This is a genomic window from Streptomyces sp. CNP082, from assembly GCF_059570535.1.
The window spans coordinates 1-16396 of record NZ_JCANSZ010000092.1; the positions used below are offsets into that span (position 1 = coordinate 1).

At 67.9% G+C, this 16396-nt stretch carries 15 protein-coding genes and 2 pseudogenes; 12 read left to right on the top strand and 5 right to left on the bottom strand.

What is annotated here, in order from left to right; genetic code table 11:
• The 12 genes and pseudogenes from B124_RS35320 to B124_RS35375 all read left to right on the top strand — a co-directional run.
• The coding region (locus B124_RS35320) for a transposase (RefSeq protein ID WP_496507124.1) at positions 1–775 on the top strand (775 nt) is incomplete at its 5' end.
• Between the two features lie 277 nt (positions 776–1052).
• Positions 1053–1502 (top strand): transposase family protein, encoded by a 450-nt coding sequence (locus B124_RS35325; RefSeq protein ID WP_496507137.1) that lies wholly within the window; start codon positions 1053–1055, stop codon positions 1500–1502.
• 115 nt (positions 1503–1617) lie between these two features.
• Positions 1618–1776 carry a hypothetical protein gene (locus B124_RS35330; RefSeq protein ID WP_496507125.1) on the top strand — a complete coding sequence of 53 codons (159 nt, stop codon included), beginning with the start codon at positions 1618–1620 and terminating at the stop codon, positions 1774–1776.
• A 167-nt stretch (positions 1777–1943) separates the two neighbouring features.
• On the top strand, positions 1944–2522 hold the full coding sequence (locus B124_RS35335; RefSeq protein ID WP_496507126.1) for a hypothetical protein: 579 nt from the start codon (positions 1944–1946) through the stop codon (positions 2520–2522).
• Between the two features lie 110 nt (positions 2523–2632).
• Positions 2633–2956 (top strand): annotated as a pseudogene (locus tag B124_RS35340) (adenine nucleotide alpha hydrolase family protein); the annotation flags it as partial.
• 66 nt (positions 2957–3022) lie between these two features.
• Positions 3023–4219: a tyrosine-type recombinase/integrase gene (locus B124_RS35345; RefSeq protein ID WP_496507127.1), complete on the top strand. Its 1197-nt coding sequence runs from the start codon at positions 3023–3025 to the stop codon at positions 4217–4219.
• Positions 4212–6674 (top strand): tyrosine-type recombinase/integrase, encoded by a 2463-nt coding sequence (locus B124_RS35350; RefSeq protein ID WP_496507128.1) that lies wholly within the window; start codon positions 4212–4214, stop codon positions 6672–6674. Before B124_RS35345 ends, B124_RS35350 begins: the two co-directional genes overlap by 8 nt.
• Before the next feature lie 35 nt (positions 6675–6709).
• Entirely contained in the window at positions 6710–7309 is a 600-nt protein-coding gene (locus B124_RS35355) for a hypothetical protein (protein WP_496507129.1), read from the top strand.
• Positions 7306–8577, top strand: a complete 1272-nt coding sequence (locus tag B124_RS35360; protein WP_496507130.1) for a DNA cytosine methyltransferase — start codon at positions 7306–7308, stop codon at positions 8575–8577. Before B124_RS35355 ends, B124_RS35360 begins: the two co-directional genes overlap by 4 nt.
• The gene (locus B124_RS35365) at positions 8577–9695 is read left to right on the top strand and encodes a DnaB-like helicase N-terminal domain-containing protein (protein ID WP_496507131.1); all 1119 of its coding nucleotides are present in this window, start codon (positions 8577–8579) and stop codon (positions 9693–9695) included. Before B124_RS35360 ends, B124_RS35365 begins: the two co-directional genes overlap by 1 nt.
• A 988-nt stretch (positions 9696–10683) precedes the next feature.
• A complete protein-coding gene (locus B124_RS35370; RefSeq protein WP_496507132.1) occupies positions 10684–10920 on the top strand; it encodes a DUF397 domain-containing protein in 237 nt (78 codons plus the stop codon).
• A gap of 89 nt (positions 10921–11009) precedes the next feature.
• Positions 11010–11966, top strand: coding sequence for a helix-turn-helix domain-containing protein (locus tag B124_RS35375; RefSeq protein WP_496507133.1), 957 nt, complete (start codon positions 11010–11012; stop codon positions 11964–11966).
• On the opposite strand, the gene B124_RS35380 is transcribed toward B124_RS35375, so the two are convergent.
• From B124_RS35380 to B124_RS35400, 5 genes and pseudogenes are all read right to left on the bottom strand, one after another.
• Complete coding sequence (locus B124_RS35380) at positions 11967–12764, bottom strand: SAM-dependent methyltransferase (RefSeq protein WP_496507138.1); 798 nt, start codon at positions 12762–12764, stop codon at positions 11967–11969.
• Between the two features lie 196 nt (positions 12765–12960).
• A complete protein-coding gene (locus B124_RS35385; protein ID WP_496507134.1) occupies positions 12961–13449 on the bottom strand; it encodes a hypothetical protein in 489 nt (162 codons plus the stop codon).
• Positions 13450–13640: 191 nt separating this feature from the next.
• Positions 13641–13904, bottom strand: a complete 264-nt coding sequence (locus B124_RS35390; RefSeq protein WP_496507135.1) for a hypothetical protein — start codon at positions 13902–13904, stop codon at positions 13641–13643.
• A 916-nt stretch (positions 13905–14820) separates the two neighbouring features.
• Complete coding sequence (locus B124_RS35395) at positions 14821–15717, bottom strand: DUF5655 domain-containing protein (protein WP_496507136.1); 897 nt, start codon at positions 15715–15717, stop codon at positions 14821–14823.
• Between the two features lie 439 nt (positions 15718–16156).
• A pseudogene (locus tag B124_RS35400) lies at positions 16157–16396 on the bottom strand (ISAs1 family transposase); the annotation flags it as partial.

Genomic DNA, 16396 nt, shown 5'->3' on the forward strand with positions numbered 1-16396 from the left:
GGCCGCCGACCACATCACCGCCGCCGGCCTGGCCCTGGCCCAACTGCCGAAGACCTACCGGCGTGGACGGCAGACCCTGATCCGCACCGACTCCGCGGGCGGCACCCACGACTTCGTCGCCTGGCTCGCCCGGCGTGGACGATGGCTGTCCTACTCAGTCGGCATGGTTATCACCGACGCGATCCACCAGCACGTGCTGAAGGTTCCGCCCTCTGCCTGGACGCCGGCCGTCGAGCCGGACGGCGAGATCCGTGACGGCGCCTGGGTCGCCGAACTCACCGGCGACGTCCTGGCCGGCTGGCCGAAGGGGATGCGGCTCATCGCGAGGAAGGAACGTCCCCACCCCGGCGCCCAGTTGAGGCTCACCGACGCCGACGGCATGCGGCTGACCTGCTTCGCCACCAACACCACCGACCGCCCGATCGCCGAACTCGAACTCCGTCACCGGCTGCGGGCAAGGGCCGAGGACCGCATCCGAGCCGCCCGGGCCACCGGCCTGCGCAACCTCCCCCTGCACACGACCGCCCAGAACCGCATCTGGCTGGAGATCGTGCAGATCGCGCTCGACCTGCTGGCCTGGATGCCGATGCTCGCGCTGACCGGCACCGCCCGGCTCTGGGAGCCCCGCCGCCTACGGCTTCGCCTGTTCACCGCGGCCGGACAACTCGTGACCACCGGCCGCCGAACGTTCCTCCGCCTGGCCAGGCACTGGCCCTTCACCAGCCACATCACCACCGCCCTCGACCGGCTCACCCAACTACCGGACACCGGCTGACCAGCGGACTCCTCGACCCTTCGACAACACCTCAACACCCGGAGCAGTGGAACCCGGCGCCACCCCGAGGCGACACTCGGGCCTTCGCCCTCCCCAACCTCAACCCGCAGCCCGAAAACGGCCCACCGACTCCACCGGCGGACCGTCACGAAACTTCGAGGTTAAAGTGGCTCTGGCAAGATTTTCGTAGCGGGAGATCATCTCGGTGACACGCGTGGCGGGCAGTCTGTGACTGTGCTCCATTGAACTGGCAAGTCTCTTACCGCAGTTGGCCGACGTGGAGGTGCTTTCGGTCGATGTCTCTGATGTTGTTGTGGCGGTCCGCGCCCGCACGAGGTCCGGTGCGCCCGCCAGATGTACCGGATGCGGCCACCTCAGCCAGTGGTTCCACAGCCGCTACGAACGGCGCCTCGCCGACGTCGCTCTCGGAGGCCGGCCTCTGTGGATCGACTTGTCCGTACGCCGCCTGTACTGCGAGAACCCGGCCTGTCCGAAGGTAACCTTCGCCGAGCAGGTGCCGGGGCTGACCGTGCGCTACCAGCGGCGCACGCCGCCATTGCAGCGTTTGGTGGAGGACGTCGGTGTAGTGCTGGCCGGCCGGGGCGGGGCCCGGATGCTTCGGATCCTGGACGTCACGCTCTCGCGGTGCACCGTTCTGTCTCAGCTGATGCGTGTGCCGCTTCCGCCCATGGAAACTCCTCCGCCGCCGTCGCCGTCCAGGAACTGACCAGCGCCTGGCCGCCAACGACTTCAGCGGCCAGGAATCCCCGGGAGTTCCGGAACCGACGGACTCGATACGCGCACACCGCCGTTCCACCGCGGCAAAGGAAATGTCCGGCCATATGACCGACGCCGCACACCAACTGGACCTCACCGGAATCCTGTGCATGTACGTGGCGGGCACCATGAAATCGCACCTCGCCGAGGCGCAGGCCCCGACCGCGACACCTACACCGCACATCCCGGCCGAGAAGCGCGCCTCCAGCCCGTCCCCGGGCTGAACCGCACACGCCAGCCGTAGCGGGGCCGTCCGCCTCGGTTCCGGCTACCCCCGCAGCGCCGACGGTTCGGCACCAATCCCGTCGGGTCACGCGCCCGCCGAACCAGCGCCACATCCCCAGCCTGAAATTGCCACTGGAGCAAGGTGTCTTTTCTGTATGTCCCCGCCGTGTTCATCGGATCCACCGACGACGCGCACACCTTCGTGATCATCAACCGCCGCATCCCTGACGCCGACCGGATGCTGACCGAGGCCGGGTTCCAGGCACGCGGGCACCACGGCCGCACCCTCTATGTCCTGCCGCCGGCCACGGCTCAGGAATCGCACGAACGCGCCGGAGCCACCGTGTACGGGCTCCTGGCCCACACCCACGACCTGATCGACTTCTCCTGGACGACGCCCTGGAGCCCCGATCGTCCCGTAAGAAATCCGGATCTCCACTTCCGGTTCAGCGACAACACCGTCTCGGCGACAGCCAAGAGCGTCACAGCCCGCTCCATTCTGGAACAACACCACTTCATCCCGACGGCAGACGGCTCGTCCTACCGCCCGCCGGACAAGCTGAGCAAACGCAGTCTGATCAGCGCCGTCACCCAGGCCGACGGGCACGCCCACGCCCACGGACTGGATGTCCGCATCAGCCTCGGCATCCCCACACTGGCCGACATCCCGGCCGCACCCCACGGCCAGTCGGCCGCCGACACCGCCGCACCGCCGGCAACTCGGCGTCCACGCAGAACTCGTTGATCCCACGCAGACGCCCCCCACAACCGGGTCTCCGCCGGGTACGACGCTCCCGCTCCCCTGCCTGCCGCCCCGACAGCGCGCCCCCCGTTTCCCCGTCTTCAGGACAGACCATTTCAGATCAGCCCCGCTTCCGCGCCCTTTCCCTCGGCGCGGGAGTTCAGTCCAGCACCCTCCTCGCCCTTTCGGCCGAAGGGATACTCCCGAAGATCGACTACGCCATATTCGCCGACACCGGCTGGGAACCGAAAGCCGTCTACGCCCATCTCGACCGCCTGGAACGAGACATCGCCAGGCCCGCCGGGATACCCGTCCTGCGCGTCTCGTCCGGGAACATCCGCGAAGATGCCCTGGACCCGGAACACCGATTCGCGTCCATGCCCCTCCACATCCTCAACAAGGACGGGCGACCCGGCATGACCCGACGGCAATGCACAGTTATCTGCACCAACTCACCTCGTTGATCAGCTCGCAGATAGATGCGACCAACGAGGAGGAGTTCCGTGGAACTTCGACATGAGCTGATGGAGGGCCGGGCCGAACTGCCCCGGGTGGGTGCTGTGCTACCCGCCCGAGGTGTTCACCCGCCGTACGTGGTGGTCAACGCGTACGACGACGAGATCGAGGCAGCGACCGCCTACCTGCGGGACCTGGCGCTGAATGACTGCAGCCCCCTGACGGTACGGAGTTATGGGTACGGGATTCTGCGGTGGTTTCGGCTTCTGTGGCTGCTCGGGGTGTCTTGGGAGAAGGCGACCGAGGCCGAAGTTGCTGTGTTGGCCGGTTGGTTGCGTACCGCGTCCAACCCGCAGCGTCATCGTTCCCGGCCCGGCGGGCAGGCCCCGGGGGCGGTGAACCTGCGCACGGGCAAGCCGCATCTGCGGGCCGGGTACGCGCCCCGGACGATCAACCACGCCCTGTCGGTGGTCAGCGGGTTCTACGACTTCCACGCGCACCAGGGCAACGGTCCGGTGGTCAATCCGGTCCCGGTGTCGCCGCAGCGCCGGCGGGCACTGGCCCACCGCAGCCCGTTGGAGCCCCAGGTGGTCGTCAGCCGAGCGCGGCTGCGGCAGAAGGTGACTGACCGGCCGCCACGCTCGATTCCCGATCGGCTGTGGGACGAGCTGTTCGAACGGATGGGGTGCGAACGCGACCGGGCTCTGCTGGAGTTCTACGTCTCCAGCGGCGCCCGCGCCGTCGAACTGCTCGGTGTCAGCGTGGAGGACGTCGACTGGGCAGGTAAGCGGATCTACGTGGTCTCGAAGGGCAGCCGGGAGCGGGAGGCGGTGCCGGCCTCGCCGCAGGCATTCGTCCGGCTGGCCCGCTACCTCGACGAGGTGGGCACACCGCCGAAAGGCGAGCCAGTATGGCGGACACGTCGCGGGGCGAGTCGGCCGCTGTCCTACTGGGCGATGCGGCGGATCCTGCAGCGAGCGAACGGCCTGCTGGGCACGAACTGGACGCTGCACGACCTGCGGCACACGGCCGCATCTCGGATGGCCAACGGCGGCAAACTCACGCTGGCCGAGGTCCAGGCGATCATGCGGCACACCGACATCCAGACCACCAGCCGCTACCTGACTGCCCGGGTCGAGGAGATCTTCGACAAGCTCACCGAGCACTACAACGCGCCACGCCCGCAGACCAGCTACCCCGCAGGCTATGCGGCCGAGGACATCAAGGCGGTGTTCGGTGCCTAAGTCGCAGCTCAGCCGCACAACGGGCGTCAGCCGCCGCCACGGGCCCGTCGCCGAGGGCCTGACCTTCGCCAGCCGGTTCGTCGGCGGCCCGGTGGACCCCCAGCCCGCGGTGGCCACGACCCCACCGCAGCCGTTCGGGGACCTGTCCTGCGCCTCCATCAGCCACATCGCCCGGCTGGCGGTGGATGTCTGGGAGGACGCCGCGCAAGTCACGCGGCACCAGCGGGGGCAGGCCACCCGCTGGGTCCTGGAGTACCTGTCGGACTTCCCGGGTGACACCTGGCAGGAACGGTGGGACGCCAGCCCGGTGGGGCAGGCACTGGTCCCTGCGAAGTCGCTCGGAGCTCGCCGGACCACCGGAGTCGCCGTCACCCCGGGAGTGCGGACGCTGTTCTGCCTGCGCGCTGTCCGGCCCTCGCAGCTCGCGTTCCGCCGCAACCCCTTCCAGCACTTCGCGACCATGTTCGTCGCCGCCCAGCACGACCCTCTGCTGGACAGGTACGCCGAGCACGTCGCCGCGATGCCGCTGCGGCACGTCCACCAGCGCGAAGCGCTGTTCGATCTGTGCAACCTGCTGGCCGTCCAGGGGGTCGCGCTGGCCGACGTCACCGCGCCGTCCCTGCTGTTCTTCGCTCACGAGAACCGCCGGGCTCGCTGCCAGATGGAACCTGACAACAAGGTCGCCAACCGGCTGATCGGCCACAGCATGTGGAACGCCCTGCACACCATGGGGCACTTTCCGCCCGCCACGCCGGCGACGATGCGGGCCGCGCTCATGCGCGGACAGCGCACCGTCGAGGAGCTCGTCGACCAGTACCCCGTCCGCAACCAGGCCATCCGGAACCTGCTGATCGACTACTGCCTCAGGCGCCGGGTCGACAACGACTACTCGACCATCAAGCAGCTCGCCCTCACGCTCGTGCACCACTTCTGGGAGAAGATCGAACGGCTCAACCCCGACCAGGCCGACCTGCGCATCGGCCCCGAGCTCTACGCGGCCTGGCGCGAGTCGATCGAGCTGAAGGACAACGGGAAGCCGCGAGTCGGCCAGGACGGAATCGTCATTACCGTCCGCAGCTTCTACTACGACCTGCACACCTGGGCCGCCGAGGAGCCCGAACGCTGGGGGGCCTGGGTCGCCCCCTGCCCGGTCCCACCGGGAGAACTACACGGCCTGGGCACCCGGCGGCGCAGGATCAACGAACGCTCCGCCGACCGCACACGCCAGCGCCAGCCCCTCCTCCCCATCCTTGTCGCGCACGTCGAACAACGCTACGAGCACGCCCGCACGCTGCTCGAACTCGCCGACAAGGCCGCGGACGGAGCGGTCTTCACCCACGACGGGACCACCTACCGCCGGGTCATCACGGAGGCCGACCACAAGCTCCTGCGTCACGGTGACCCTGTCCCCACCAGAGTCCGCAACGAGGACAGCGGCCAGCTCATCCACATCGGCGCAGACGAGGAAGCCGCCTTCTGGGACTGGGCGAGCGTCGAGACGCTGCGGCACTCAGGTGTCCGCATCGAGGAGATGTGCGAGCTGACGCATCTGAGCATCCGCCAGTACCAACGACCCAACGGCGAGGTCATCGCCCTCCTGGTCGTCGCCCCGTCCAAGACCGACCGCGAACGCGTCATCCCCATGTCCGCAGAACTGTTCCACGTCATCGCGTCTGTCATCCGCCGCCACACGCGCCATGGCCGGTCGATTCCGCTGGTCAGCCGCTACGACAACCACGACAAGGTCTGGAGCGCGCCCATGCCGTTCCTGTTTCAACGGCAGAACGGCTCCGCGCCCGCCGCCTTCAGCATGGCCGCCATCCAACAGATGATCATTCGCCGCGGTCAGGCCCTTGCGGAGACGCACCCAGCGTTCCGAGAACTGAGGTTCACCCCGCACGACTTTCGCCGGATCTTCATCACCGAGCTCGTCAACAGCGGGCTGCCCATCCACATCGGGGCGGCTCTGCTCGGCCATCTCAACGTCCAGACCACCCGCGGCTACGTCGCCGTCTTCGACGAAGACGTGGTCCGTCACTACCAGGACCACATCCACCAGCGGCGACAGGCTCGACCCGCCGGCGAATACCGGGACACGACGAAGCAGGAGTGGGACGAGTTCGAGGAGCACTTCGACCACCGGAAGGTCGAACTCGGCGCCTGCGGACGCCCCTACGGAACACCCTGCCAGCACGAACACGCCTGCGTCCGCTGCCCCATGCTGCACGTCAATCCCAAGATGCTTCCCCGCCTCGCGGAACTGGAAGCCGACCTACTCGACCGCCGGGCCCGCGCGGAAGCCGAAGGCTGGATCGGTGAGATCGAAGGCATCGAACTCACCCTCACCTTCCTCCGCGCCAAACGGGACGAGACACAACGTCGAGCCCAGCGCCCATCCGTCGACCTGGGCATTCCCAAGCCCCGAACCAACCCCACACCTCCGGAGGCCCTTTGAAGAGCCACATACCCATAGCCACCCGTTCGGGTGAAGTGCAGAGAAGCACCGGCGAATACAAGATAAAACCGATCAAGCAAAAGGTCCGTGAACTCCTCGGCTACCCCTACCCTGCACGCATCCCCAAGGGAGTGTTCGTCGAGCAGTGGGTGGGCATCTCCACCGACGAGTTCCACCGGGCCAAAGACGCCGACGTCCAGTACATGCGCAACCGGCACCCGCTGCTGGAACTCGACTGGACCAGAGTCGACTGCACCCGATATCTAACATCGCTCGGCTTCGCCGGGACACCGAAATCGAGCTGCCTCGGATGCCCCTTCCACGGCAACGCGCAATGGAGACACATCCGGGACAACTCCCCGGAGGAGTGGGCGGACGTCGTCGAATTCGACGCGGCCATCCGCAACGGCAACGCCCGCGCCACCGCCACCGGAAACCACCTGCTCGGCCAGGCGTTCCTGCACCGCTCCCGGGTGCCCCTCGACCAGGCTCCGATCGACCACGTCACCGCAGGCGAACGAGCAGCCCTGAGCGCGGACGAGGCCGAAGAACTGGAGAAGGGTGTCGTGGACGGCTGCTCGCCCTGGGCGTGCCGCGGCGACGCCGCGCAGGACGACTTCGATCTGGCCGCGTGATCCTCGATCTCTTCGCGGGGCCGGGAGGCTGGAGCCAGGCACTGAACGTCCTCGGCGTACGGGATATCGGCCTGGAATGGGACCCATGGGCCTGCCGGACCCGCGCCGCCGCCGGACACCTGACCATCCGCACCGACGTCGCGGCGTACCCGACATGGCCTTTCCCCGGCCGGACACACGGGCTGATCGCCTCGCCCCCGTGCCAGGCTTGGAGCACCGCCGGAAAACGACTCGGCCTCGTCGACCAGCCGCTGGTCCACCAGGCGGTCGAGGATCTCTCCGCCGGCCGCGACACCCGCGCCCGACTGCTGTCCGCCTGCCGCGATAAGCGCTCGCTCCTGGCCGCCGAGCCGATGCGCTACCTGCACGCCCTCAACGCCGCCGGCGAGCCCGAGTGGATCGCGATGGAGGAAGTCCCGCACGTCCTTCCGCTGTGGCAGCAGTACGCGGCGATCCTGCGTGCCTGGGGCTACTCGGTGTGGACGGGCATCCTCAACGCAGCGGACTACGGGGTGCCGCAGACGAGAAGGCGGGCCATTCTGCTGGCCTCCCGGGTCCGTACGGCGCATCCCCCCGCGCCGACACATGCGCACCTCGCCGAGCCGGAGTCGCTGTTCGGCCCGGGCCGGGCCGGCTGGGTCAGCATGGCCCAGGCCCTGGGATGGGGCGCGACCGATCGGCCCGTCCCGACCGTCTGCGCGGGCGGCGGGCCCGGCGGCGGCCCCGAGCCGTTCCCGTCAGGCTCCCGCAAGACGCTGTCCGACGCCCGGGATCACGGCACCTGGATGCCCCGGCCGGACGCGGTGGTCCTGCGTGCCCGCCGCGAAGGCACCGGACGGGCAGCCCGGCCCGGCACACGCCACAACCAGACCCCCGACCATCGGGCGCCGACGTGCACCGCCGAGGCCGCTCGCTGGTCCTGGGCCCTGCGCAGCAACAGCCAGACCAACGCCACCGTCCGGCCGCTGTCCGAGCCGGCCGGCACGCTGTTCTTCGGGCACCGCGCAAACGAATGCACCTGGGTCGCCGAGCCCGCCTCGCCGACGACCGAGGACACCGAGATGCCGGGCGCTCCCGAGCCGATCCGGATCACCGCCTGCGAGGCCGGTGTTCTGCAGACCTTCCCCGCCGACTACCCCTGGGCCGGCAACAAGGGCCAAAAGTTCTCCCAGATCGGCAATGCCGTCCCACCGCTACTCGCCGGCCATCTCCTCGCCCCGCACATCGGCATCGCCCTCGACCCCGACGACTTCGCCCTCGCCGCCTGATGCGCCACTCCCCCGAAGCCGACGAAGACGACCTCGCCCCCATCGCACCGCCTACGCCCGTGTTCCACGCCGAGCAGGCCCTCCTCGGCGCCCTCCTGTTCGACCCGCACCGCCTGGACGACGTGCACGGCGTTGCCGCCGAATCGTTCTCCACCGCAGCGCACGCCGCCCTCTACGCCGCGATCACCACCCTGCCGCGGCCCGACCCCGCCGAGCACGCAAAGAACACCACATGGCTCGACCGCGTACTCGCCACCGGCCGACAGCAGGCGCCCGGGCTGACCGCCTCCTACCTGCACACCCTCATCCACCACTGCCCCCGCCACGGCCACGCCCCTGCCTACGCCCGGATCGTCGAGGCCGAGCACGCCCGCCGCCGCCTGCACACCGCCGCCGAACGCCTCACCCACACCGTCCACGACGTCTCCCTCCCCCACCCCGTCCAGACCGTGCTCGCCGAAGCCGACGCACTCTCCGCGGTCGTGGACGACATCGCGAACCGCTACCCGCCCCGCGCAACCGCACTTCCCCGCACCAAGCCACCGCCCCCGACCACCACGTCCGACCACGCGGAGGCCGTCGAGGAAGAGCGGATGCTGCTCGCCACCGCCACGGCCCGTCCCGGCGACATCGAAGCCGTCCGGTGGCTGCTGCCCGACGACCTCACCTTGCCGCTGCACACCGGCCTGTGGCAGTGCCTCACCACCCTGGCCCGACGACGCGAACCCGTCGACTCCGTCACCGTTTTGTGGGAGGCGCAGCGGCGCCGTCTGCTGGACGACGGCAGTGAACCGGGCGAGGTCCTGCGCCTGCTGGCCGAACCCGCCGGGTCCGTCGAGCACTGGGCCGAACGGGCCCTGCAGCGCTCCCTCCTGACCACCGTAGAACACACCGGCCGACGCATCACCGCGTTCGCCGGTGACCCGGCGAACACCCCGTTCCAGCTCGTCGTCGGCGCCCGCCACGCCCTCGCCGGCCTCGCCGCCGTCCGCACCCGCTGGCAACAGGCCACCGGGGCGGTCCCGGCGCCACGACCACCTCCCGCGAGCCCCGCCCGGGCCTGGCCACCGCCGACCACCGCCGCGGCCACTGTCCGCACGGCACGAGCCACCCGATAAACCCCACGTACGCCGGTGGCCGAACCCGAGGGTCCGGCCACCGGCAGATGAGACGGCACCCCCGTGACCGCACCCATTGACGCCCACGTCCGCCTCGGCACCCACCCGACGCATCTGAGCGCCGCCACCGCCGTACTGACCGGCACCCAGGCCCACGTTGCCCGCCTGGCTCTGGAGGGCGCCGACTGGACCATCGTCGGCGACAACATCCTGATCCTGGTCCGCATCGACCACGAGGAGCCCCTACTGGGCCAAGGACTCCGCCCAGCACCGGTCCGCCGCCGACATCACTGTCGAGATCACCCCGCGACTCCAGAAGACCATGGACGAAGACTGGACCTGCGCGGAGTATCCGATGCCATGGTGCACCCGCAGCGAAATCCGCGAGATCTCCAACCGGGCGCAGAAGATCCACGACGACATCCACCGCGGCCATCTCCTCATCCACGCCCATGCCGACGCCGACGGCTTCGCCGACAAAGACCCCCTCCGCGGTCGGCACCTACCTGCACACCGGCAAGAGCGTCCACCTCCACGACGAGGACCACCTACGCCAGGTCGTCGGAACCTTCGACTCACCCGCCCAGGCTCTGCTTGCCTTTGAGAAGGCCCACGGCACGGACATGCGCCCCGGCCCGGCCCTCCTGACCGCCACGGAACGCGCGGCCCGCCGAAGTCCGCACCAACGTGAACCACGGCCGCAACGAAGCCCCACCCTCCCCCCGCCACGGGTTGAAGTCCGGCCATTCTTCGCCCCGACAGAGCACCGACACAGACACTAATCGGTTGATCTGACTAGTGATTCCATACGAGATATGAACACTCTTTCGAGGGACACCGCTCAAGTCCTTCCTCGACATAGAATACTGATCATTCTCACACTCCGTGAAAATCTCACTCCGGAGTGAAAACTCACGTGAGTGTGTCCAGCTGAGGCAGTGCGGCGGTGAAGCATCACCGCTGGCCACGAGCGGAAAGCAGGCACAGGATGAGCAAGTGGGAAAACGGCATCTCGGCCGACAAGATCGCCGGAGCACGGTGGCAGAAAGCAAGCGCCAGCGACGCGTTGAACGACTGTATCGAAGTCGCGCGTCTCAGCGAGAATGAGTACGCCTTCCGCAACTCACGCTTCCCCGACGGACCGGCACTCATCTACACACAGGCCGAGTTCAACGCGTTCGTCGACGGCGTAGGCAAGGGGGAGTTCAGCAACATGCCTGTCTAAAAACGCGCGGGCAGCGCTTGATCCCAGCCCAGGGGACTGTCCATCCTGGGTGCGCGACGCGAAGCCGTCGTTCACCGCGAGGAGTTCGGATGTCCACTCAGGTTCTCACCCTGGTAGGCCGGGAGGGGCAGGCGCCCCCTGCAACGCCGGACGCCGCAGCACAGCTCATCGGGGCTCTGCTGCGGCATCTGCGTACCCGGCGCGGGCTGACGCTGGAACAGGTGGCCGACCACAACATCCCGCAGATCGGTTCCCTCGCAACGCTGCAGCGGTGCGAGAAGGTCACCACGAGGAGGCTCAACGAGGAGCGCATCTACGCCCTGCTGCGCTTCTACGACGCTCCTGCCGAGATCCGCCAAGAGGTGGAGACGTTGTTGCAGCAGTCCCGCGGTGAGCAGTGGTGGACCCACTTCTCCGATGTCGCCGGCGACATCATGGTCGGCCTGCTCGCCCTTGAGGCCCAGTCCAAGGTGATCAAGACGTGCCACCAACTCCTCATCCCCGGGATGCTCCAGACCACCAACTACGCCCGGGCGGTGATGAAGAACTTCTACACCTACACGGACCCGGCAAAGCGGGAGAAGAAACTGGCGGCCATGGAGCGGCGTCTGGAGCTGCGGCAGCGCCGCCAGTACCTGCTCGACCAGCCCGACGCGCCCGAGTACTCCGCAGTGATCCTTGAGCAGCCTGTAAGGGCTACGCTGGGCGACACGCCCATGATGCGCGAGCAGTTGCGGCATCTGCACAACCTCGCCGAGAACAAGCCCAACGTGCACATCCGCATCCTGCCCTCCTCCGTCACGCAGTCGCAGCTACTCGCCCATCCGGCGATGACACTGTTCCAGCCGCATCACAGCGCCTCCGGACGGACGGTCTATCTCGAAGACACGAACCGCGGCGGCACTTTCCTCGCCGAGTCGGACGACAACATGGAGAACTACCAAGCGTCGATCGACGAGTCGTGGGGCAAGACACTGTCGAAACAGGAAACCCTGGATCTGCTTCTGGAGTGCATCGCCGAACTGTCCAGCAGTCCCGCCAAGTAGTTACATAACCCGCGCCACGGCGCCGAATTCGATCCACTCCGGGTCCGGGCCCCTCTGGCGCGGGGCCAAGTCGCTGTCCGGCAGCCAACGCGAGACCTCGACGGGCCCCGGCGTCTCCAGCACCTCCAAGTGCTCGAAGTACCGCTCCACCTCCTCCAGCGAACGCACGCGACCCCACTGACCGCCAGTGGCTTGACGCATGAACTCCGTGACCTGGCACCGAAGATCGGGGTCGTTACTCGCCAACTGCGAGATCACCAAAAAGCTACCGGGAGGAAGCCGGCGGGCGACTCTGTTCACCAGCGCCCACGGATCATCGTCATCAGGGATGCAGTGCAAAACACTTACGAACAAGGCCGCTACGGGCTGCCCGTCCCGTAGCAGGCGTTCGACTTCCCCGCTCTCGAAGATCGCCTCCGTGTCACGCAGGTCGGCGCCCAAGACGGCCGTTGTCTCCGGATCCTCCGCCAACATCATGCGGCCATAACTGAGAACATCGGGATCATTGTCGAGGTAGACCACTTCACTGGCCTCGTCGACCTCCTGCGCCACCTGATGAACGTTCGGACGGGTCGGTAGGCCCGAGCCGTGGTCGAGGAACCGGCGCACGCCGCACTGACGGGCGAGGTATCGGACCGCACGCACAAGGAACGCCCTGTTTACCAGCGCTAACTCACGTGTACTGGGGGCAAGGCGCAGCAGTTCATCACATGCCTCCCGGTCAACGATGTAATTGTCCGTGCCGCCGAGGAGGTGGTCATACATTCTGGCAACGCTGGGTTTGCTTGTATCAACGATGAGGTGCTCCCCAGGCTACTGCTCCCCGCGTCTACCTGCCCTGACGGGGGCATCAATGGTGCGTCCCATGCTAGGGGAGTTGCTCGCATATTTGCTACCGGCAACCATCATCGAGCGATGCACCTCCGAATGAAATAGGCGCCCTTGCGCTGTTTGATGCCCGGCGCACACCAATCGGCATTCGACGGTGTCATATTCACTGCCCGAGGTTCAGCACGGCTTTGCTGTGCAGCAGTTCGAAGTCCGCCTCCGCCAGTCCCATGACGTAGCCAGCCTGATGGGGCGTCAGTCCCATCTTGTGGCGCAGGACGAGGGCGTCTACCTCAAGACGGGGGAGCACGCGGTGCAGCCGCGCAGCCGGTCCCGTCCCCCGGGCGGCGCACTTCTGCGACAGCAGGTCCCAAGCCGCCGCCGAGGCGGATGCGCTTCCCAGCACCGTCGGCCAATGAGCGGCGACCTCCTGCAGGGCGGTGCGGGCGAGTTCAGCACCGCGGTACGGCGAGCCGGCGACGGCGCAGCCGAACCGCCAGTAAACCGGCCAGTGGTCTTGGCAGAACGCGGTGTACGTGAGGGGCGCGCTCAGGGGCGGCGCCAGAGGCCGGTGGGCCAATGCGTAGTCGGGGCAGCCGGGTTGGAGAGTCGCGCGTGCCCCGCCCGGGCCGTTGCGCAGCAGCATGGTGTTCACCCCACAGATTCGAACGTGACTGCGCCGCCTCTCACGAGGGCAGAGTCGTGCGCCCGGCGCGGGTGCGCCGCGGTGGTGGTGCAGTCATCGGGGAGCAGAGCCGAGGCGTCGGCTCGAACAGTTCCGAGCAGACACCTCACCCCTGACCCAGCCGGTTGGCCGGAACACGGGCTGCCCTGCCAACCGCTGCGTCAGTCGGCGTAGCGGATTTTGATAAACGAGACGGCACTGCGATCCGAGAATGCCGACGCCGTCAGCATCATCTGCACTTCCGTCGGCAAAGCCCCGGGCCAGATGACCGACACCGCCAAGACGGCGAGGGTCAGCGCGGAGCCAAACCGGAACGTGAGCAGGAAAACGCTGACCGCGGCCGTTTGGAGCAGCGCAGACAGAGGAATGCTCTCGACGGGCGCTGGCACAAGGCGTGCCAGCCCCCTGCGGACGTGCTGCATCACTTCCGTACCTCCTGGTGCGTCGGGTGAAAGCACGAGGAGATGGGTCCCGACGCGAGCGCCAGCCAACTTGGGGCCCATCTTCGTGCATTCGCACGCTAGACCCGCCGCACGGACTACCGCATGAGCTGACAATCGTGAGAACGGAAGCAGGAACTCTCGGCCCTAGCGCACGCGGACGCCCCTACCGGTCACTTCACGCAACGAAAGCGCCACCACACTCTCACTATGCTCCACGATGCGGTCAATCCCGGGCAGAGGAATCTCCGCCTTCGTGAAAAACGCGAAGCCGCCCCACCGCAGGGGTCACTCTTTCCGGGGAACGGCAGACCTGCCGTAACTACAATCCTGGGAATTCCCCGGACTATCGCGCAACCGCAGCCACCCAGCCGCTCACCGACGCCGGATGGAAGCGCACCATGGACCGGCGAGAGATCCACTGGACATCCCCCGGCGGGGCCGCGGGCCTCCAGTTCAATGCCGTCACCGCACAGCACCCGAGCCAGAACCCGGGCACCTGAACCATCCGGGCCAACCCCGGCCCAGACCGACCCGCCTGGGTCGTCACACATCCCCGCACACCCCCACTGCGCTACTGGCCGATCTCTGCGAAAGCCTCGCCCACGACACCGCCACGCGCAGCTGCCCAGCCGGGCCGCTCGCACAGGACCCACCTCACCGCCAGCGCGCCGGCCGGCCCACCGGTCACGGCCGCCCGACCCGCCAGCCGTTCACGCTAATTCACCCACCTCGCGCGCCGAGCAACACAGCACCGGGATCGCCAGCATGGTCAAACCGGCGATCCCACGCCCCACGGAGACCCACCTCCACCCCCAGGCCGGACTTCGAAAGGCCCACGCCTCCGATAGCAGACACAACACGAGGCACAGATCACCAGGTGCGAGCCGGTGGCACTCGATCATGCCGCCGCGTAGCTCGCCCGGAACAAGTCCTGCGCCCGCTCCACGTCCCTCGGCGTACGGAGCTGCACCTCCAGATCACCAGTCCCGTGATGACCGAGACCGGACACGTCCCGGGTGAAGCCCGGAACAAGATCGACATCCTTCGGGTCAGCCTTCAGATAGACCAGCACCTTGGTCTGCTGAGGCGGGATGAGGCAGGCGAAGTTCCGCAGCCGCTGATACGCCCGGTACTGCTTGCGCTCGATACGGGTCACCCCGTCCCCGAGCCCGAGCAGCGCCTCATCGACCGCGCCCGCCAACTCCACCATCGCCGCGCCCTGAAAGTCAGCCGCCGCCCGGGCAACCACCTTGCGGCGTGTCCGGCGGGCCACCTGCATGCCGCCACTCACGGACGCCACGGTCTCAAGACCGATCAGGTCACTACCGAAGAGCCTATAGCGGACCAAATCGATCGACCTGCGGTGCTCCCGCACGGCATGCACGTCGTAGCGGGTGAAGTCGCCGGCGATACAGATCAGACGCGGCCCGCTCCACAGGACCTGGGACGCGGCCGTCACCCCGAGCCGGTCGCGGACCAAGTGCTCGAACTCGGCCCGGTGATCCATCAGCCACGCCAGATAGAACAGGCCCTGGTTGATCACCCCAGCCTCGACACCCCGCTTGTACTCGACGACGACCGGCGACCCGTTCTCGTCCAAGCCGAGCGAGTCGATCCGGCCCCCGTGCACCGGCCCGGTGCCGTACTCACTCGCCAGGAACCGCACCCCCAGCAGCGTCTCCATGTGCGCCTCGACCAGGCCCTGCACATCCGCCTCGACCTCAGCAAGACGCGACGCGACCTCGGCCACGCCGCCGTCCACCGTGCTCGTACGGAACAACTTCAGACCCGACACCATCCCCTCCTCGCCCTGGAGAAGGCCAACACCGAGAAGGGGCGAAATATTTCCGCATGAGGATTCGTGCAGTGAATACCGTTGCGGCTCCACACACCACCACAGGCGGGGGCGGCTTCGTTCCCCACCTGCCACGCCACCGCGGACTTCGACGCAGGCCGTGGAACGCCACCCGCCCCAACTGACTGTGAGGATCCCGCAGCTGACACGGCAAGCCCTTCTTCCGGAGCACGCCGTGCCCCGGGCCCGGCGCGTGATGAGGCTCTGCCTCCGCCAGCGCGGCTACCTGGCCACTGCCGGCTCCCAGTCGGATCCGAGGTCGAGGCGCATGACGTCGCGAAGTCGAGCGAGCGCCGACTCGTGCATGACGTCAGCCACCCGGGTACACATCGTCTCCGGCAAGGGTGCTAACCCCATCGAGGTCCCGCACAGGGCTTGATCAAGTTCCTTGGGTGTCTGGGTTGTTGGTGATTCCCAGGAGTGGGAGGGCTCGTTCGGGCTGGTCGCGGATTGCCCGGGTGGTCTTGGCGATGTTGGCGGCTCCGAGGATCTTGAGCAGGGCGACGGTGAGGTTGCGGAAGGTGGCCATGGCGCGGGGTGCGGTGCCGGTGTGGACGGTGGAGGCGTCCTCGGCGTAGGTGACGTCCCGCACGTGGTGCAGGGCCTCGACGGTCCAGTG

Coding starts and splice junctions, on each gene's coding strand:
- B124_RS35370 (WP_496507132.1), top strand. CDS start 10,684: ATGAGCAAGTGGGAAAACGGCATCTCGGCCGACAAGATCGCCGGAGCA.
- B124_RS35375 (WP_496507133.1), top strand. CDS start 11,010: ATGTCCACTCAGGTTCTCACCCTGGTAGGCCGGGAGGGGCAGGCGCCC.
- B124_RS35330 (WP_496507125.1), top strand. CDS start 1,618: ATGACCGACGCCGCACACCAACTGGACCTCACCGGAATCCTGTGCATG.
- B124_RS35365 (WP_496507131.1), top strand. CDS start 8,577: ATGCGCCACTCCCCCGAAGCCGACGAAGACGACCTCGCCCCCATCGCA.